The following is a 20936-nucleotide window of genomic DNA, read 5'->3' on the forward strand; positions in this document are numbered from 1 at the left end:
CAGGCCGGCCGATGTTCATGGTGTATAAGGTCAGCAGCCGCAGCCTAAATAAGCGGCACCGACGATGATTAATAAGATAAACAATACGACGATTAATGCGAATGTGCGGCCGTATCCCCCGCCGCAGCCGTAACCGTAACCGCCGCCATAACCATATCCGCCGCCGCAGCAACCGCCGCCAAATCCGCCGCCAAATCCATATCCGTACATAAAAAAACCTCCTCTTTTAATTACGCTGACCCTCTGTCAGCAGGGCCGGCGTCTACTATAAACTATGTAAAAGCCAAAAAGATGTATGGTCATCCGCCCTGTTTTCTCAATTTTTTACGCAAGTATTCTTTGACAGCACCGTAAGCGTCTTTTTACCCGGTCATGCCAATTACAGCTCAGCTATTGTCAAAAAGCGTTCGGGCTTCTATAGTGGAAATTGTCAAGATTGGGGGATTTTAAGTGAATATGATTCAAAAAAAGGTATTAGCAGGAATCGGAGCGCTCGGCGCCGCAAGTATGCTGCTTGCCGGCTGCGGGGGAAAAGATCCGGTTGAATCGCTTCATGACTCGATGGAAAAAGCCGTTCAAGCGGAAAAACCGTTTCAAAAAGAGCAGAAAACATTAGAAAAATTGGAGAAAAAAGAGCATAAGCTATACGACAGCGCGGTTAAACTGAATATGGATGATTACCAGAAAATTGTCACACTGTCTGATCAGGCTCTGAGCAATGCAAATCAGCGAAAAAAACATCTGAAAGCAGAAAAAGACAGTATTGATGATTCAAAACAAGCGTTTGAATCCGCAAAAAAAACTTCTCAAGAAATAAAGGATAAGAAAGTAAAAGAAAAAGCCGGGCATGCGGTCGCTTTAATGGAGAAAAGGTATGCATCTTATGACCTTTTGTACAAAAAGTACGAAAAAGCCATTTCACTTGATAAGGACCTTTATAAACTGATTAAAGATAAAAAGCTCACATTAGCGCAGCTGGAAGAGCAAATCAGCAAAGTAAACTCAGTTTACGAAAAGGTGCATAAACAAGCAGATGAGTTCAATCAATTTACTAAAGACTACAACAAAGAGAAAGAACTATTATTCCGCAAATAGTATAGTGAAGGCATATCGGCATGGGCTGATGAACTGATAACAACCGAGTTCAGCCGCCTGTAAAAAGGCGGCTGAAGAATTGGTAAATACGTGTGTTTCCCATTGACAACAAGTAAATCATAGTATAGTATTTATTTAGGGAAATATTCACATAAAACCAATCGTTGTTTCGGCACGTTGGAATGTTTTTATTATATTGATATATATATAAAACAGAATGAAAATGCGATTTTAATTATCAGAAAATTCTATCTATTTATATTTACGGCAATATGATATTTGTACATGCTTTTTGCTTTTAAACCTTTATCCGGCATAAAGGTTTTTTTATTTTGCTTAGTAATGCTTATTAAGTAAGGGTGCTGAAAGTAAACGACAATTTTAAAATTGAAGTGAAAAACGTTTATCAAAATCGGAACGAAAAGAAACGGCAGAAATACGGAACAGGAGGAAAACAAATGCTTGCTTACGTCTTTCCCGGACAGGGAGCGCAGTTTAAAGGAATGGGCAGAGACTTATTCGATGAATTCAGTGAGCTCATTAAAAAGGCAGATCATATTTTAGGATACTCCATAAAGGATTTATGCCTTTCAGACGAAAAAGAGAGGCTGACTGATACGAAGTATACACAACCTGCAATTTATACAGTGAGCGCACTGCAATATTTAAAGGGTTTAAAAGAAGGTCATACACGTCCTGATGCTGTTGCAGGACATAGTCTGGGTGAATATACTGCGCTTTTTGCGGCCGGTGTTTTTAATTTTGAAACAGGTCTCCGGCTGGTTGCTAAAAGAGGCGAGTTAATGAGTGAGGCTTCCGAGGGCGGAATGGCTGCCGTGATCGGACTGGATGAGCACCACATAAAAAAAATACTTCAAAAGTATGAATTCGGCCAAATAGATATCGCCAATTACAATACATCTTCACAAATTGTGATAGCAGGGGCTGCAGAAGAGATAAAGCGGGCAGCCTCTTTTTTTGAAAAAGAAGGGGCGAAAGCTTATATCGTATTGCAGGTCGGCGGGGCTTTTCATTCTCGTTTCATGGAAAGTGCACAGCGTGAATTTGCGGAATTTATCGGGGGGTTTCATTTTTCTGAATTGAATTTCCCGGTCATTTCTAACTATACGGCAAGACCTTATAAACAAGAAGATATCAAACGGAATTTAATTGAACAAATAACAAACTCGGTAAAATGGACTGAAAGCATCAGGTATCTAATGGGACAAGGCGTCACTATGTTTGAAGAGATCGGTCCCGGCAACATTCTGACTAAATTAATTCAAACCATACAAAGAGATGAGGAACCGCTTACTATCAGTGCGCCGGAAGACAGTCTCTTCTTTTCTGAAGGGAATAAGGACAATTCGGAAAGCGGGAAAGAGCATAGCCTCTTGGCCGAAAATATAGAGAGCGGTGCAGCTTCACCGGTGTCCCGATTGGGTGATCAATCTTTCAAAGAAGATTACGGTTTGACATACGCGTATTTGGCAGGTGCGATGCATAGAGGGATCTCTTCCGCTGAAATGCTGATCCGCCTCGGGAAGAAAGGAATGCTGGGGTTCTTTGGCACAGCGGGTTTAACGATAAAGGAAATTGAACAGGCTCTTATTTCTATTAAGAAGACACTCAAAAATGGCCAGCCCTACGGAATGAATCTGCGATTTGAGCCGGATCATCAAGATAGAGAAAAGGAATTGATAGATTTATATATCAAGCATGACGTACGAGTAATAGAAGCGTCTTCGTATCTTTCCGTCAGCGCACCATTAATTTATTACAAAGCGCATCAGTTGAAGATAGACAAAAGCGGCAGCGTCATACCTCATAATCGGATCATTGCCAAAGTTTCACGGCCGGAAGTTGCGGCCGCATTTCTGAGTCCGCCTCCTCAAAGTATCGTAAAGAGAATGTGTCAGAACGGTATGCTGACGGAAGAGCAGGCGGAGTGGCTCAGCCGTATTCCGGCAGCAGACGATATCATTATTGAAGCAGATTGCGGAAGTAATACCGAACAGGGCTCATTGACGGCGATGCTGCCGTTTTTTGTTAACCTGCGGGATGAAATGATGGAAACACACAAATACGCAAGGAAGATAAGGATCGGGGCTGCGGGAGGAATCGGGACTCCCGAGTCTGCCGCGTCTGCTTTTTTAATGGGCGCTGATTTTATTATGACGGGATCCATTAATCAATGTACAGTTGAAGCCGAAACAAGCGGTTTTGTTAAAGAAATGCTGAGTGAGACAGGAATATGCGATACTGCTTATGCGCCTTCGGAGACTCTGTTTGAGTTCGGAACAAAGGTTCAGGTGCTGAAAAAGGGCACGCTGTTTCCGGTCAGGGCAAATAAATTATTTCAAATCTACCAACAATACGAGTCTTTGAGTGAGATAGATGAAAAGACAAAGATTCAGCTCGAAAATGATTATTTTAACAAGACTTTTGATGAAATCTACGAAAGCATAATAGAAAAACAGCCGAACCTGGCCCAAAAAGCTGAGCGCAATCAAAAATATAAGATGCTGTTACTATTTAAGTGGTATTTGCAGAGAGGATGTCTGCTTGCTTTGGAAGGGCAGGAAGAACAAAAGGTGAATTTCCAAGTTCATTGCGGCCCGTCTTTAGGCGCTTTTAATCATTGGGTAAAGGGCACGGATTTGGAATCATGGAGAAACAGACATGTCGATGACATTGGTGAAAAATTGATGAATGAGACCGAAAGTCTGCTGAGGCGCAGATTGGATACGTTATTTCTACACTAAAGAAGGGGCGGGTGGAGGCCAATGGTTCATTTGAATAAACAGAGTGCGGATATCGCGATAATCGGGGTTGCTTGCAGATTCCCCGATGCAGATCATTATCATGAATTCTGGGAAAACATAAATAGCGGCAAAGATTCCATCCGGGAAGTGCCGATTGAACGGTGGGATCCCGATCTTTATTATTCAGCCGATATCAGTATACCGAACAAAACAATCAGCAAGTGGGGAGGTTTTATTCATAAAGCTGACCATTTCGACCATAAGTTTTTTAATATCTCTCCCCGGGAAGCGAAAAACATGGATCCTGAGCAAAGAATCCTTTTAGAAGAAACTTGGCGGTGTATCGAAGATTCCGGGGTCTCTTTGCAGGATCTCCAGCGTAAAACCACTTCTGTTTTTGCGGGTATTATGAATTCTGACTACCGGCAGACAGGTCATGCTGAATCGGAAATCGACAGTTACGCCTGTTTAGGAAGTTTCGAAGCTATGCTTTCCAACCGGCTTTCATACACATTCGGTTTGACCGGAAAAAGCATGTCTGTAAATGCCGCTTGTGCATCATCGCTTGTTGCTTTACATGAAGCGGTTAAGTCATTGCGGACAAAAGAAAGCGAGTATGCAATCGCATCGGGAGTAAACTTGAATTTCCAACCCGGAAAATATATTTCTTTTTCCAAAGCCAGAATGCTGAGTCCTGACGGCAAATGTAAAACCTTTGACGCAGCAGCGAACGGGTACGTTCCCGGAGAAGGGGCAGGCGTTGTATTGCTGCAGCGCCTTGGTGATGCAGTAAAAGCCGGTCACCATATATACGGGATCATAAAAGGGACAGCTGTTAATCATGGCGGTAAATCCCGTTCCATAACCGCTCCCAGAGCAGAAGCGCAGAGCCGGGTCATCTCAGAAGCTTTACACAACGCTGCTGTCGATGCTGCGACGGTTTCTTATGTAGAAGCACATGGCACAGGTACATCTCTGGGCGATCCGATAGAAATAGAAGCATTGACAAAAGCGTATCGGCAATATACTGAGGATACTCAATATTGCAGGATCGGAAGTGTGAAAACAAATATCGGTCATACAGAAGCAGCGGCGGGAATGGCCGGATTGATAAAAGTTCTAATGATGATGAAACACCGGAGGGTGCCGAAAAGCCTGAATGTACATACGGTAAATCCAATTATACAGTTTGAAAAAACACCGTTCAGGCCGGCGCTTGATTCAAGTGATTGGAAGGCGGCAGACGGGGCTCCGCTCAGGGCGGGAATCAGCTCCTTCGGTTTTGGGGGTGTCAACTCTCACGTCATCATCGAAGAATTTATACATACAAAAGACGAATCTGACAGAAAAGGAAGGGTACCCTTCCTTTTTTCCGCTAAAAGTGAAGAAAGCATGAAACAAATGATACATCATTGGAGAACCTTTTCTGACGATTCAGAGGAATTTTGCAAAATATCAAATGAAGTGATCAGCAGCACCCTTTTAACAGGGAGGACATCGTTTGATTACAGGGCTGGTTTATTGGCAGGCAGCAAGGAGGAATTTAAAAATCAGCTTAAAGAGGGATTAAGTTTTCGGAGGAAACAAGATTCTGAATGGGCGCTTGCCATCGGTGACTTCAAATGGGAAAGTTATAAACAATTTGCTGTTTTGAAACGCGTGTTCCCTGATCTGGAAAAGAACGTAAGGCCGGTGCTGAAGGGTATACCAACATTGCACAGTTCATTTAAAAGAAAATGGACGCCTGAGAAAATCCGCTTGTATTCTTTAGTTATCAATACGGAAATCATAAAAAGTATCCTGGCATCCGGTTTTAAGCCAAGCCTCATAACAGGCGCCGGAGACGGATATTACGTCGCTCTTGCAGCAGCGGATATCATCAAAATTGAAAAGGCCATTTCTGTCATCACAGGCGCTGAAAAACCTTCGCACTTATCCTGTGAGCCGCCGTCCATTCCATTTGTCAATCCGTACACTTCAAAAATGTACCCGCCGGTTCGATTAAACGAAGAATATGTAAGGATGCTGCTGAACGGTCTGAGCTTCCCGGCTGATTTTGCAGACCGCCTGTACGGGAAAACACGGCTGCTTCTTGAGCACCAATATACGTTTAAAGGGTTTTTAGAAGAGTGGGATAAAGCGGGAAAGACTCAGGAAATCGAGATTTTATCTTATATTGTGAATCGCACGGCGGATAAAAGAAACGCACTGCCGGCTGATGAGGAAGCGGCGATCATGGCTATCCTTGCCTCTATGAGAAGACTGTATAAGAGATGGGATTTAACAGATTATGATGGATTCTTTAATAATGATTATGTTCTGGAAATATTAAATTTACTTGATGAAGGGATTTTGTCTAAAGAACTTTTTCTGAGCATGTTATTGAAAAAGCAAGACGGAATTAAACAGGCTGTTGCTTGTATGAATGAGCAGCCGGCAGATTTTTATGATAAGGATCGTTTTCCGTTGATGACAGAATACAATCAAATGGATGCCGTGTCTCAGGAGATAGCTGATCATATGCCGCTTCACACGGAAGAAAAGGGAACGGAGCCGGATGTGGTTATTTCTGATTTTTCAGTTTTCCAATTCGGATCGCTCCCTCCATCAGCAAAACTAAACAAAGCGGCTGCTTTTGAAGCGGACAAAGCAGCTGATGAAGCTCTTTATCATTCATTTATGCAACTGTGGCTTTCAGGAGAAGAGATTGAATGGGCGAAACTAGGTGACTATCATAAAAGAAAAGCCCCGCTTCCGCCTTATCCGTTTGAGCGCTGTCAATTTTCTTTAAACCCTCAGCAGGTAAAATCAGACGCGGCTTTTTCAGCAAAGAAGAATCAGGCACTTTATGCGCCGATATGGAAAGAAACCGCACTTGAGAATGAAGCGGACAGCGGACAAGCCTGTACTATTTTGTTGTTCTCCGAGAATAAAGACTATTTTGAAGAGATGAAAAAAAGAGAGAATACGTCCGCATATCTTATTATGCCCGGTGACCGTTTAGAGCAGATAAGCGACAGTGTTTTCACGATCAACAGGCAGCGTCCCGATGATTATCAAAGTGTCATTCGTCTGTTAAAAGAAAAAGGCGCAGCGCCTGATGCAATTTTGCATACGTGGTCTGAAAAACAGCCTGAACTGGAAGAAACACTCGAATCAGGAATTTATTCCGTGTTTTATCTGACTAAGGCTTTAATCAGCGAGAACCTTATAAACAAAGTAACGTTCATTTATACATTCAGCGCAGATCAAAAAGAAAAATTGCCGTATTTTGAAGGTGTGAACGGTTTTTTAAAATCGGTAAAACAAGAATATCCGCAGCTGCATTGTAAGACGGTTTGCTTTGAACATGATTCTGCAGCCGTTTCATTTTCAGAGAAGGCTGCCATTCTTTATAAAGAAATAAACACAGCACCTGATCGGCATATTCATATCACTTACAGAGGCTGCGTAAGATATGCACGGATGTTAGAGAAGCAGAGAGAAACATACACAAAGACCATTCAATACCCTGAAAAAGATAAAGTATATTTAATTACAGGGGGATTTGGGGGGATTGGCAGTAAAGTCGCTGAATATTGCGCGAAAACTGAAAGATCCACCATTATTCTATCGGGGCGATCTGCTTTAACCGGAGATAAGCAGAAACATTTAGAATACCTGAACAGCTTTAAAGCCAAGGTTTATTATATACAGGCGAATATATCCGATAAAGAAGCGGTAAAAAAAATGATTGACGGTATTACCGATCAGCATGCAGGTCTTCATGGCGTCATTCATTGCGCAGGAGTTATCAGAGACTCGCTGCTTTTTCAAAAAACAAAGCAGGAACTTTCAGAGGTGATTGCTCCGAAAGTTCATGGTGCGTTGAATCTTGATCATGCAACGAAGTCGCTGGAATTGGATTTTTTCGCCGTTTTTTCTTCAGTCGTCTCTATTGCAGGGAACGAAGGCCAGTGTGATTATGCATATGCAAACGGCTTTTTAGATCATTTTGCAGAATATCGGGAATGGAAACGGCAAAATTCTCTGCGCAGCGGCCGTACGCTGACAATCAATTGGCCTTTATGGAAAGACATCGGAATGGGGGCGAACCTGTCAGGTCAAGGGCGGACGTCTCTTTTTCATGGTTCCGGGCTCGAAGAACTTCCTGCTGAAGACGGAACGCAATGGTTTTCGCGGATTGTAACTTCGGGTCAGCTGCATAATATTGCAGTCTGCGGTGATCATGAGCGCTTTGAACAATTTATGCGGCAGAGATTTTTGACGGACGAAACAGAGACAGGCAGTGCCATTCCTTTGGCCCAAGGCGATATTTTGGATCAGACAGTTTTGTTTTTAACCAATATCATCTCCTCTGAGGTCGGTGCAGAACGGGAAGAGATCGATCAAGATGTGCATCTGGCTGAATATGGAATGGATTCGGTTATGATTCATCAATGCAACACAAAGCTGGAGCAGTCACTGGGAGCAATTTCGAAAACGCTTTTATTTGAATTTCATACAATCAGAGATTTAGCAGATCATCTTGTAAAGGAATATCCGGATCGGCTGGGGCGTTTATTTTCACGGGAGGAAAAAGGAAAACAGATTCAGAGCATTACCCCCGCCAGGCCGGAACAAAACATCACTGCACCTGCGGCGGAGGAAAAAGAACATCTTGACGGGATAGCGGTAATCGGTATCAGCGGCCGTTATCCCGGGGCTGAAAATATCGAAGAATTGTGGGAACTTCTATCAAAAGAGAGAACCGCAATCACAGAAATTCCGAAAGAACGTTGGAATTATGAGACCTACTATGATCCAGACCCCGCTAAAGCGCATGAGGGGAAAATTTATTGCAAATGGGGCGGATTTTTAAAGAATGCTGAATCATTTGATTCTTTGTTTTTTCAAATATCGCCAAGAGAAGCGGAAGCGATGGATCCTCAGGAACGAATATTTCTCGAAACCGTATGGAAAGCATTTGAAGATTCGGGATATACCATTGAAGGGTTGAGAAAGCAGACCGAAAAACATGTCGGTGTATTTGCGGGAGTGACGACCAATTCTTACAAGCTGCTCGGTGAAAGAATACCGACGGACAAAAACGATGTACTTCCAAATTCGTTCCCATGGTCTCTCGCGAACAGAGTGTCTTACACATTTGACTTTACAGGTCCCAGTGTCCCTGTAGATACGGCTTGCTCTTCATCCTTAACGGCAATTCACATGGCTTGCCAAAGTTTAAAAAAAGGTGAGTGCTCGGTTGCGGTTGCGGGAGGAGTAAATTTGTATCTTCATCCTTCTGACTATTTATACCGATGTCAGATGGGAATGCTTTCAAAATCGGGAAAATGCAGAAGTTTTGGAGAAGGCGGCGACGGTTTCGTACCCGGGGAAGGTGTCGGGGCCGTAATTCTTAAACCGCTTAAAGATGCCATACGTGATAATGATACTGTGTACGCCGTCATTAAAGGAACGGCAATTAATCACGGCGGAAAGACGAATGGCTATACGGTGCCTAATCCTGCCGCACAGGCGGATTTAATCCAAGGAGCTCTTAAAGCGGCCGGTTGGAGCGCCAGAAGTGTCAGCTTTATTGAAGCCCACGGCACGGGAACGCCGCTGGGTGACCCGATTGAAGTCCGCGGCCTGACCAAGGCGTTTAGAGCTTATACCGAAGATGTTTCATATTGCTCTCTCGGATCGATTAAATCTAACATCGGTCATCTCGAAGCGGCTGCGGGTATTGCCGGCCTGACAAAGATTATCTTACAAATGAAGTATAAAAAAATAGCCGCAACACTGCATGCTGAACGGGTGCATCCGGATCTTTATCTGGAAGAGACACCTTTTTGTCTTCAGCAGGAAACCGCCGACTGGATAAAACCCGCGAATGAAAAACATTCTGACAGCAAATATCCGCGGCGTGCGGGATTAAGTTCTTTCGGAGCGGGCGGGGCGAATGCTCATATTCTTGTGGAAGAGTATGAGTCTGCTGCTGACTGTTATACGGATTGTGAGGAAAGTGAGGAACTTATCGTACTCTCAGCCAAGCATTCACTGAGTTTACGGGAATCGGCAAAACAGCTGGTGGAATATCTTCAAAAGGTCCGTCAACAACAGGGCGAGTTTTTGCAGCAAGCGGGAACAAACAAGCCGCTTCACCTTTCTGATATTGCGTATACCCTTCTTGAAGGGCGTGAAGCCATGGCGGAAAGGCTTGCTGTCATTTCAAATAATATCGACGATCTGATGTTGAAATTAAATCACTTTTATAATGGAATTGACGATCACGAAATATTTAGAGGGAAAAAACCGAATCATAAACGCAGACAGCAGCAATCGGATCTTCCGCTCAAATCCGGCAGAACCACATTAGCCGAAATGGCTGAATTCTGGGTATCAGGAGGCAATTTAAGCTGGGAAGATTTCCGCACTGGCAGAAAACCGGCGAAAATTACCCTGCCGACTTACCCTTTCTTAAAAAACAGACTGTGGGTGTCAAATAAGGCGCAATCAAAATCAACAGCTGATAAAGCTCCTTTATTTGATTTTTCTGCAGGTGAGTGCCGATTTTATAAAACGCTTTCAGATTCTGAATATTATGTAAAAGATCATGTTGTGCATGGGAATATGGTTCTGCCAGGAGCGGCAATCATCGAAGCGGCCAGAGAAGCGGGAGAGAGGCTGTACGGAAAATCAGTCATAAAACTGAGTCAGGTTGTATGGGCGGTTCCAATAACCGTTGAGAAAGAAAAGACGGTAATGATAGATCTGCTGCCGAATCAAAAAGACGGCAGATTTGTGGTGAAAACCGATATGCAACCTGAAGCGGCGGTTCATTGCCAAGGAAACATTATCACATGCGGAGATAAAGATGCCTCTCATACAGAGCGTTTTCAATTGGACAGCTGGTTAACCGGACAGAAAAGATTAATCAGCGGCGCTGAGTGTTACAGGGATTTCCGGCAGAGCGGTTTGGACTATGGAACCAGTTTTCAGGTAATAAAACAGCTGTTTATCCATGAAAATGCTGTTCTTGCACGAATATCACTTCCTGAGAGCATTCATAAAAAATCCGGCACGCTGCTGGAACCGTGTTTATTGGATGGCATTTTTCAATCCACAACCGGGTTTACGTCCGGTCAAGAAGGAGATCTCACCGCATATTTGCCTTTTGAATTAGGTGAGCTGGAGATTCTTCATGCACCTTCGGCAAACGGCTATGCTTACATTACAGCTGCCGATGAAAGACAACATGATGATGTCAAAAGGTTTCATATATTATTTATGGATGAAAACGGATCTGTAAGTCTTAAAATAAAAAACTTAGCGTTGAAGGCGTTAAGGGCTGCACCGCAGACTCAGGAGGAGCGGCATTCAGTTAAGTATTACACTGATATGTGGAAGCGGGCCCCTCTGCTTCATCAGCCTGAAGCCAGCGGTTTAAACAGCTGCCTTGTGATTTCACTCCGTCGGGATATATCAGAACCGCTGATCCGCCAGGCATATAAAGATATCGGCTTGAACATGATCTTTGTCCGCCATGGCGGCAATTTTCAAGAAAAAGAAGCTGATTCCTTTGAATTGAACAGCGTCAAACTTGAAGGCTATCAGAAATTGCTGGCGATTCTTAAAGAAAGACAAGTGACAATTGACCGCGTCATTTTAATCGGGATGAGCCCTGAAACGGGAATTGAGCAGAACATTCATGAAAAGCTGGAAGAGGCTGTTTTGCCGGTTTTCAATGTAACGAAAGCTCTGCTAGCAACAATCCCGAGACATAAAATCCTGATATCACATGTGTTTTTCACAAGGGAAAATCAAATCTTACCTTATCAAATGGCAATCAGCGGCTTTTTTAGGTCGCTTCATTTAGAACATCCAATGTTGTCCGGTAAAAATATTGAAATACACAGCGACGAAATTCAGTTACAGCTGAACACCGGTCTGCCTGAATTAAAAAACCTTGTGAAAGAAACAATCATCAGCGATGATACTTCAGAAATCAGATACAGAGATGGAATCAGGCAGGTGAAACACTCTGCAGAAATTGAAAGTGCCGAGCCCCCCGAAAAGATGGAAGTAAAAGAAGGGGGAGTTTACCTCATTACAGGAGGAACGGGCGGTCTGGGACTGATTTTCGCCAGACATCTTGTGCGAAAAGGGAGAATAAAACTTGTCCTTATCGGCAGGTCAGAGCTTTCTGAGGAAGCCGTAAGCAATGTAAAAGAGCTGGAAAAAAACGGATCAGAGGTTTTTTATGTAAGAACCGATATTTCTGATAAGGAAAATGTCAATAACCTGATAAACCTCGTCAAAAACAAATTAGGTCCTGTTAAAGGAATTATTCACAGCGCCGGTGTGATAAAAGATTCATTACTCATCAATAAGCGTGAAGAGGATCTCGATTCAGTCTTGGCCAGCAAGGTTTACGGAACGATATGGCTTGACCGGTATACAGACAGAGAACCTCTGGACTTTTTTGTAATGTTTTCATCTATCAGCGCAATAATCGGGAACGCGGGACAAACCGATTATGCTTATGCAAACCGGTTTATGGATTATTTTGCGGAAATGAGAGCGGCGGAAAATAAACCTGGAAAAACAGTCTCGATTAATTGGCCTTTATGGAAAGAAGGCGGTATGCAAATTGATATTCATTCAGAGAAGTTCCTTTATGACCGTTTCGGAATGCTGCCTCTGGGAAAACGGGAAGGCCTTGCAGCATTTGATCAAGCAATGACAGGGTGTGAACATCAAATAATGGTATTTAGCGGTAATGAATTAAAGCTGGAACGAATGATAACGATTGACAGCGGAAAAAGTGATCCGGCAATCGCCGACGAAAATCACGAACTGAAAGAGCTGTCAATAACTGAATCTTTAAAAAGCACTTTGACGCGCATCATCACCGGCGTATTAAAAATTGAAGAACGGGAATTTGATTTTGAACTGCCGATAAGTGAATACGGATTTGATTCAATTATGTTTACAATGCTGGGCAGCGAATTAAACGAGTCATTAGGAATATCAATGATGCCGTCAGATTTTTTCGGTCTTACTGATTTTAATGAACTTCTTGAGTTTTTAAAGAGTGAGTATTCCGAGGAGCTTCATCTCTGCGGTTCTTTTTCTTCAGATGAATCTGCGGCGAAAGACCGGAGAGAAAATCTGATTGAGGGCATCGCAAAGATGATGTCAAGTATTTTGAAGATTGACAGAAAGGAAATAGAAGAAGAGACTTCATTCGGCGAGTACGGATTTGATTCTATTACGTTTACCAGACTCGGAAATGAAATCAATCAACAATATGGTACGGAATTATTGCCGTCCATTTTCTTTGAATGCAATTCACTGGCTGAAATGACTGATTATGTAATCGAGCAATACGGAGAAATCCTTTTTGCTGAGACAGAATCTTTTTCTGCAGCTGACGAAAAAACATTGTACAGCACGCCTCCGCCGGAATCTTATGAACATTCCCCTGAGCCTGAAAATAAAACTAGGCAAGAGGAAAGACATATAAATGAGCCGGTGGCAATAGTGGGAATAAGCGGCCGTTTCCCCCAAACAGATACGCTGGAAGACTTTTGGGAAGGAATTGAAAAAGGCCGGGATATGATTACAGACATTCCTGAAGACCGTTGGAACTGGAAAGAGTTTGACGGCGATCCGATCAGGGACGTCAATAGAACAAAAATAAAAAAAGGCGGATTTATCAAAGGCGCGGACAGTTTTGATCCGTTGTTTTTCGGGATTTCTCCCGCCGAAGCAGAATTAATGGATCCCCAGCAAAGAATTTTTATGGAGACTGTATGGAAAACAATAGAAGATGCGGGCTATAAGCCGTCTGATTTGGCAGGGACGAAAACCGCGGTGTTTGCAGGGGTCGCCACAACGGATTATGCTGAACGTCTGAATGAAAATGGCGTCTCTGTTCAGGCGCAGACCGCAACCGGTTTAAATCATTGTATATTGGCAAATCGTATTTCTTACCAGCTGAACCTGACGGGTCCGAGCGAACCGATTGACACTGCCTGTTCAAGTTCGTTAGTTGCGCTTCATCGTGCGGCTGAGGGGATTCAAAGAGGCGATTTTGAAATGGCGATTGCAGGCGGAGTGCATATTATGACAAGCCCTACTCTGTTTATAGCTTTTGATAAAGCAGGTATGCTTTCCAAAGACGGAAAGTGCAAAACGTTTGATAAAAGCGCTGACGGCTATGTAAGGAGTGAAGGGGCGGCTGCAGTATTGCTCAAGCCGCTCAGCAAAGCACAGGCAGACGGTGATCATATATATGGTTTGATTAAAGGGTCAGCTGTAAATCACGGCGGCCGCGCCAATTCTTTGACAGCTCCGAATCCGAACGCACAGGCGGACTTATTAACCGAAGCTTGGCGGAAGGCGGGGGTCAGCCCTGCCACTGCGGGATATATAGAAGCGCATGGCACAGGGACAAGTCTTGGCGATCCGATTGAAGTGAACAGCATCATAAAGGCATTTAAAACGTTATATCAAGAATGGGACATTCCTTTTGCGAAACAGAAATGCTGCGGAATCGGGTCTGTGAAAACAAACATCGGCCATCTCGAAACCGCTGCCGGAATAGCCGGAGTGCTGAAAGTGTTACTGGCTTTTAAATATCGCAAACTTCCGGGACTCGCCCATTTTTCAGAACTCAATCCATACATCAAACTGGAAAATACGCCATTTTATATCACAGAAACCGCTCAAAAGTGGAATCCGATAAAAGATGAAGAGAACAACGATCTGCCGAGGAGAGCAGGTGTCAGCTCATTCGGATTCGGCGGTGTGAACGCGCATATTGTTTTAGAGGAATATAGGGAACCTCAAAAAGAAGTGCCGGAAAACAACGGTAACACACATATTTTTGTTTTATCTGCGAAAAGCAAAGATCAATTACTTGAGTATATCCGGCTTATGGTTCAGTACTTGGATCGCGTGATTGCCGGTGACATGACCGTTAATGCCAGTGACATGGAATTTACATTGCAAAACGGCCGGGAAGCAATGAACGAAAGAATTGCCGTATGTGCAGCGAGTCTGACTGAGCTGAGAGATAAATACGTCAGCTTTCTTGATGACAGCAAGGTGCAAAAAGGCGTATTTATAAGCGAAAACACTGAAGAGCGCACAGCTGTTTCTGAATATATGATTCAGGAGGCTCTTCAAAGCGGAAAAGAGGAGCTGCTCGCACAATGGTGGGCCAATGGAGCCGAGTTTGAATGGAAGACAATCGGCAATAAGAAATTGAATAGAGTGCCGATGCCAACTTATCCGTTTGCAAAAGAGAGTTATTGGTTTACTCCGAAAAAGAACAAAAGCGAGGTTAATAGTAAAAGTCTTCACCCATTAATCAGCGAGAATGTCTCAACATTAAAGAAACAAGCATTTAAAACTGTTATTTCCGGAACTGAATTTTTCGTCACTGATCATCTTGTTTCAGGAGACTATGTGCTGCCAGGAGCCGCTTCGCTTGAAATGGCTCTTGTTTGTGCGGAAATAAGCGGAGAAAGTAAAGTATATAAAATAAAAGACGTGATGTGGAACAGACCTATATTATATAAAGGAAAAACGCTGCACATTTATACCGACTTGGAAATGAAACAAGATAAGTTGAACGTAATGATATGTAAAGAGGGTCCGGATGGCGTGCAGCAAATCTGCACACAAAGTGAAACAGTATTCGGAGACATAAACAGCAATCCTGAGTATGTCGATATTGATCAGTTCATACGCAGCAGTGAGCCGGTCATAAGCCGGGAAGAGTGTTATCACCGCTTCAGCCGTATGGGCCTGACATATCATAGCAGTTTTCAAACATTGAAAGCCGTATATCGCGGTGATATGGAGTTAATGGCAGAATTGGAGCTTCCTGCTCATTTAGCGAACGGGTTTTCACATTTTACACTTCATCCTTCATTAATTGACGGCGGTTTTCAAGCGGCGGCATTTTTGTTAAGAGATAATGAGAAAGAGGGCTTATTTGTTCCATATTCACTTAGAGAGCTTCACATTAAGAGGGCGCTTACTGCCCGATGCCATGTCTCGGTGAAAGAAACCGGTTTTTATACGTATAACATTGATTTTATTAACGAGAGCGGCGAAATAGCCGTGAGCATGAAAGACTTTTCTGTCAGAAAAGTGACCGGGGGAGAATTAACCGCAGGACGTAAAAATGAAGATCAGGAAATTCTCTTCTTATTAGAACGATTGAAAAACGGTGAACTTTCTGCTGACCAAGTTTATCAGCTGCTGGAGGGAAAATAGTGCAGATCAAACAAATACTTTCCTTAATTAAAGAACAGCAAATGTCTCCTGATGCAGGACTGGAGCTAATTCGCACTTACAGAAAAGAACAAATGGAAAAAAAGGCGGAGCCGGAATCACAAGCTCCGTCCCCAACCATTTTTTTTAAGAACGAATGGGTAAGGACAAATAACATTGATAGGCCGAATCAGCAGGCACCGGGAAATATGCTGATTTTTGATCAGGATAACCGTCTTTTTCAGCATGCCGAGATGATGAATGGAGAACATAACCGTGTCATTCTCGTAACGCCCGATTCTGATTATAGAATTGAGCGGAATAGATGCACAATCAATCCTTCTGATGAAAATCATGTCGAAATGCTGCTGTCTGATTTGGCTGAAAACGGATTTACACCTGATGTCGTGCTTTATTTATGGAACGGAGAAATCAGAGAATTCACTGAAGAATCCGTTAACGAAACTCTTCGCAGAGGGATAAACTCGCTCTTTTTATTATCAAAAGCTTTAATGCGAAGAAACGAACCTGTTACGTTATTGCATATTTATTGGACAAGCGGTCTGAATCAGCCGTTTCATGAAGCTGTCGGAGGGTTCATGAAAACGGTAAACATGGAAAGCTCCAAGCTTAAAGCGAAAACCATACAGATTCGCCATGAGCATTCTGAGATAAATCCTCCGGTTTCCAAGGTGTGGGATGCTGCAATCAGTGAAATACAGCACTTTCAATCCGATGAATGTGAGGTTTTAATAGACTCACATACCCGTTATGTGAAAGGGCTGCAGCATATTGATAATCCGGAACACGATAACGGATCTGTAACGTATCAAAAAGGCGGCATATATATCATTACCGGAGGAGCGGGAAAACTCGGGCTGCTGTTTGCGGAACACATCGCTAAAGAAAACCAAGCCGTGATTATACTTACAGGCCGTTCTTTTTTAACAGCTGATCAAAAAGAACGGATCAGTAAGCTTAATGAGAGCGGCTCTATTGTTGAATATCAGCGGACGGACATAACAAATCGAACCGAGACAGAGCGATTCATTTTCGGCGTTAAACAGCGGTACGGCAGCATAAACGGGATCATTCATGCTGCCGGCATCCTTCGTGACTCATTTCTTGTAAATAAAAGTCTCAGTGATTTTACGGACGTACTGAACCCGAAAGTTTACGGGACAATCTGGCTGGATGAGCTGACAAAAGACGAAGATCTTGATTTTTTTGTTCTCTTTTCTTCTTTTTCCGCTTACGGAAATGCCGGCCAAAGTGACTATGCGTACGCAAATCATTTTATGGACAGTTTTGCAGTGCTTCGATCTCAGCTCTCCCGAAACGGAAAAACCCTTTCAATCAATTGGCCGTTATTGAAAGATGGCGGGATGAGTCTCGACAGCAATGGAATCATTCAAATAAAAGAAAAATACGGAATGACTCCGATGCGAACTTCCTCTGTTTTGGAAGCGTTTCTGAAAATGCTGCGGTCTTCATTTACCAGCTTAATGCCTGCAGAAGGAGAGCGGGATAAAATGATAAAAGCGCTTTCGATTCAAAGAAATACAGCTGCAGCAGATCAAGATACACTCACGGCGGAACACGATGAAGAAGAGGAATATGCTGCGAAAGAAAAAGTCAATGACTATTTAATCAAGATCATCAGCGGTGTCTTGAAAATCCAATCTCATAAAATAAATGCGAAAGACTCTTTTGAGAAATTCGGAATCAACTCACTTATGATCATGTCACTTATTTCAAAGCTTGAAGATACTTTCGGGGATCTTCCAAAAACAATCTTTTTTGAATATCAGAACATTGAAGAGCTTTCAAACTTCTTCCTAACATCTTTTAAAGAAAAAGTGCTTAAGGCCGCAGGGGCAGCTCCGGTAACAAGAGTGCCGAAGAAAAGAGAAAATCTGAGTAAAAAACAGCACCGGCAGCAGAAGGTTGCATCTGCACCGAGCATGGTTCCGCCGGGTGAGGATATTGCCATTATCGGTGTGAGCGGAAGATATCCGAAATCCGATACTCTTGAGGAGTTCTGGGAAAACATTGCCGGAGGGAAAAACTGTATTATTGAAATCCCCGAGGAACGTTGGGATTTCAGATCGACTTACAGTCCCGACAGAATGGAGAAGGGGAAAATCAACAGTAAGTGGGGCGGTTTTATCAGCGGTGTTGATCAATTCGATCCGCTGTTTTTCCATATTTCTCATAAAGAAGCTGAGCTGATGGACCCTCAGGAGCGAATTTTTCTCGAAACCTCCTGGCATACGTTTGAAGATTCAGGATATACAAAAGAGAAGCTTGACGGTATGAAAGCCGGTGTGTTTGTCGGAGCCATGTACGGACAATACCAATTATTCGGCGCAGAAGAAACTGCGCGGGGCAATCCGATCGCGCTCAGTTCCTTCTTTTCATCTATTGCGAACAGGGTTTCATACTTTTTTAATCTCTCCGGCCCGAGCATTGCACTGGATACGATGTGTTCATCATCGCTGACGGCCATTCACTTGGCATGTGAGAGCATTAAAAGAGGGGAAAGTGAAATTGCGCTTGCGGGCGGCGTTAATGTATCCATACACCCCAGCAAATACCTTTGGCTGAGTCAAGGTAATTTTGTTTCCACCGAAGGATTGTGCAGAAGTTTCGGAGAGGGCGGAGACGGCTATGTGCCGGGAGAAGGTTCGGGAGCCGTCCTGTTGAAACCTCTGGAAAAAGCAATTGCCGATCAGGATCATATATACGGAGTGATTAAAGGAACATCTGTAAATCATGGCGGAAAAACCAATGGATTTACGGTTCCGAATCCGAATGCACAAGCTGAGCTGATTGCTGAAAATTTTAAGAAATCGGGCATCAGTCCGCGATCCGTCAGCTACTTGGAAGCACACGGAACGGGTACCTCGCTCGGAGATCCGATTGAGATCGCAGGATTGACAAAAGCGTTTGAGAAATTTACGGATGATAAACAATTTTGTGCTATAGGTTCAGTGAAGTCTAATATCGGACATTTGGAGTCTGCTGCAGGTATAGCAGCTCTTACAAAAGTTCTTTTACAATTTAAGCATCAGAAATTGGCGCCATCCATTCACTCGGAACAGCTGAACCAAAATATCCGATTTGAAAAGACGCCTTTTTACGTTCAGCGGAAAGAAGAAGAGTGGCGGAAAGAATCAGGCGCCTCCAACAGGAGAGCAGCAATCAGTTCGTTCGGAGCGGGAGGAGCAAATGCCCATGTCATTGTGGAAGAATATCAAAACCATGCGGACACACAAACAATAAGCGGGCCGTTTGCCGCAGTTCTCTCTGCCAAAAATGAAGACAGACTGAAAGAATACGCTCGGCGCCTTCTGCAATTCACAGAGCGGGAGACAAAGGCCTCGGCAGCTGATATCGCTTTTACATTGCAGACATGCAGGGAACCGATGGAAGACAGACTTGCTGTTGTAGCTTCCGATTTGCCGGAGCTTAAGGAGAAGCTGAGAACTTTCTGTACCGAAGGAACAATTGGAGAGGGCGTATACAAAGGCAATGTTACGAAAGATTTTGATAAAGTCTTTATCTTTCATGATCAAAAGATGAAAGATAAATTCCTCGAGGCGATGATGGAGACAAAGGACTTGAATCTTCTTGCAAAATTATGGTCTTTCGGGGCTGATATTCAATGGCGAGAGTTATATGAAGAATATACCCCGCAAAAGGTCAAGCTTCCTTTATATCCATTTGCTGAGGAGTCTTACTGGGTGCCTGGAAGCCAAAGTGCAGTATTTCCGGAAACATTGCCGCAGCAGTCTTCACTGCACCCGCTTCTGGATTCGAATGAATCTACTCTGGAACAGCAGTTTTTTAAAACGACATTAAGAGAAAAAGAGATTTGGTTAAAAGACCACATTGTAAAAAACAAGAGCATTCTCCCGGCAGCTGCTTTTCTTGAAATGGCATGCGCAGCGGGAACGCGGTCATATCGAAAGAAAAAGGTCACTCGTTTAAAAAACGTGATATTTGCCAGACCGGCCATGCTTTTGCAAGAGAGCCTGACCATTTACACTCACATTTCCGTAAAAGACGGCAGCATATTATTTAACATGTCACCTGACGAGGATGCTGCTGTAAGGACTGGATTTGTGACGGGGGAATTAGATTATGATCATCATTACAATGATGATGATATAGAGAACATCGACAGACAAGAGATGATAAACAGAAGTGCTTTTGTCCGTGAACAAGATGAATGTTACGAGTATTTTCGGGAAAACGGGTTCCTGTATGGGCGCGCTTTTCAGCCGATTCAACGTTTATGGGGCGGCGGAACGGAAGCGGTTGCACACTTATTGCTGCCAAAAGAAGCCGCATATGCTCTTGAAAATTATACATTGCATCCGTCTTTAATTGATGGGGCTCTGCAATCTTTGTTCGGAATTACCGACGGAAGAGAAGAGGCATCTGTTTATGTTCCTTTTTCAATAGGAGAGATTACGATTCGGAAAAAAGTTTCAGCAGAATGCTGGGCTTATGCGCGTAAAACAGGCCAAAAAGGTCAATCCGAGCTTATTTACGATATTCAGCTGCTTAATGAACACGGAGAGAGACTTGCAGGTTTGAAGGATGTAACCATTCGTAAAAAAGAAACGTTTTCCGCGGAGACACAGACTCGTGCAACAGCGGATTCCAATGGAAAGAACGAGAGAGTAAAAGAGCTCCTCAGACAATTAAAAGCGGGCGAACTGACTGCGGAGGAAGCAGATTATGCGCTGGAGCGTATGCAGGATTAGTTTATCATTTTGCGGCAGTGCCATT

At 43.4% G+C, this 20936-nt stretch carries 5 protein-coding genes; 4 read left to right on the forward strand and 1 reads right to left on the reverse strand.

Features of this window, described 5'->3' with window-relative positions:
* Window positions 1–30: 30 nt before the first annotated feature.
* Window positions 31–210 carry a YjcZ family sporulation protein gene (locus tag U2H13_RS07630; RefSeq protein WP_007409651.1) on the reverse strand — a complete coding sequence of 60 codons (180 nt, stop codon included), beginning with the start codon at window positions 208–210 and terminating at the stop codon, window positions 31–33.
* A gap of 246 nt (window positions 211–456) precedes the next feature.
* Here U2H13_RS07630 and U2H13_RS07635 point away from each other — a divergent pair, with 246 nt between their 5' ends.
* The 4 genes from U2H13_RS07635 to U2H13_RS07650 all read left to right on the forward strand — a co-directional run bounded on the left by U2H13_RS07635 (window position 457) and on the right by U2H13_RS07650 (window position 20911).
* On the forward strand, window positions 457–1095 hold the full coding sequence (locus tag U2H13_RS07635; protein ID WP_031304004.1) for a YkyA family protein: 639 nt from the start codon (window positions 457–459) through the stop codon (window positions 1093–1095).
* 458 nt (window positions 1096–1553) lie between these two features.
* Window positions 1554–3860: an ACP S-malonyltransferase gene (fabD, locus tag U2H13_RS07640; RefSeq protein ID WP_121984223.1), complete on the forward strand. Its 2307-nt coding sequence runs from the start codon at window positions 1554–1556 to the stop codon at window positions 3858–3860.
* A gap of 21 nt (window positions 3861–3881) precedes the next feature.
* Window positions 3882–16139, forward strand: a complete 12258-nt coding sequence (locus U2H13_RS07645; protein ID WP_121984224.1) for an SDR family NAD(P)-dependent oxidoreductase — start codon at window positions 3882–3884, stop codon at window positions 16137–16139.
* A complete protein-coding gene (locus U2H13_RS07650) occupies window positions 16139–20911 on the forward strand; it encodes an SDR family NAD(P)-dependent oxidoreductase (protein WP_376700757.1) in 4773 nt (1590 codons plus the stop codon). The genes U2H13_RS07645 and U2H13_RS07650 overlap by 1 nt, the downstream gene beginning before the upstream one ends.
* The last annotated feature ends 25 nt before the right edge of the window (window positions 20912–20936 follow it).

This window comes from Bacillus sp. A1, assembly GCF_042296235.1.
In the GTDB taxonomy this organism is placed as follows: Bacteria; Bacillota; Bacilli; order Bacillales; family Bacillaceae; genus Bacillus; species Bacillus velezensis.

What these genes read in the sequence shown, in the direction of transcription:
- U2H13_RS07630 (WP_007409651.1), bottom strand. Translation starts at nt 210, where the DNA reads ATGTACGGATATGGATTTGGCGGCGGATTTGGCGGCGGTTGCTGCGGC.
- U2H13_RS07635 (WP_031304004.1), top strand. Translation starts at nt 457, where the DNA reads ATGATTCAAAAAAAGGTATTAGCAGGAATCGGAGCGCTCGGCGCCGCA.
- fabD (WP_121984223.1), top strand. Translation starts at nt 1,554, where the DNA reads ATGCTTGCTTACGTCTTTCCCGGACAGGGAGCGCAGTTTAAAGGAATG.
- U2H13_RS07645 (WP_121984224.1), top strand. Translation starts at nt 3,882, where the DNA reads ATGGTTCATTTGAATAAACAGAGTGCGGATATCGCGATAATCGGGGTT.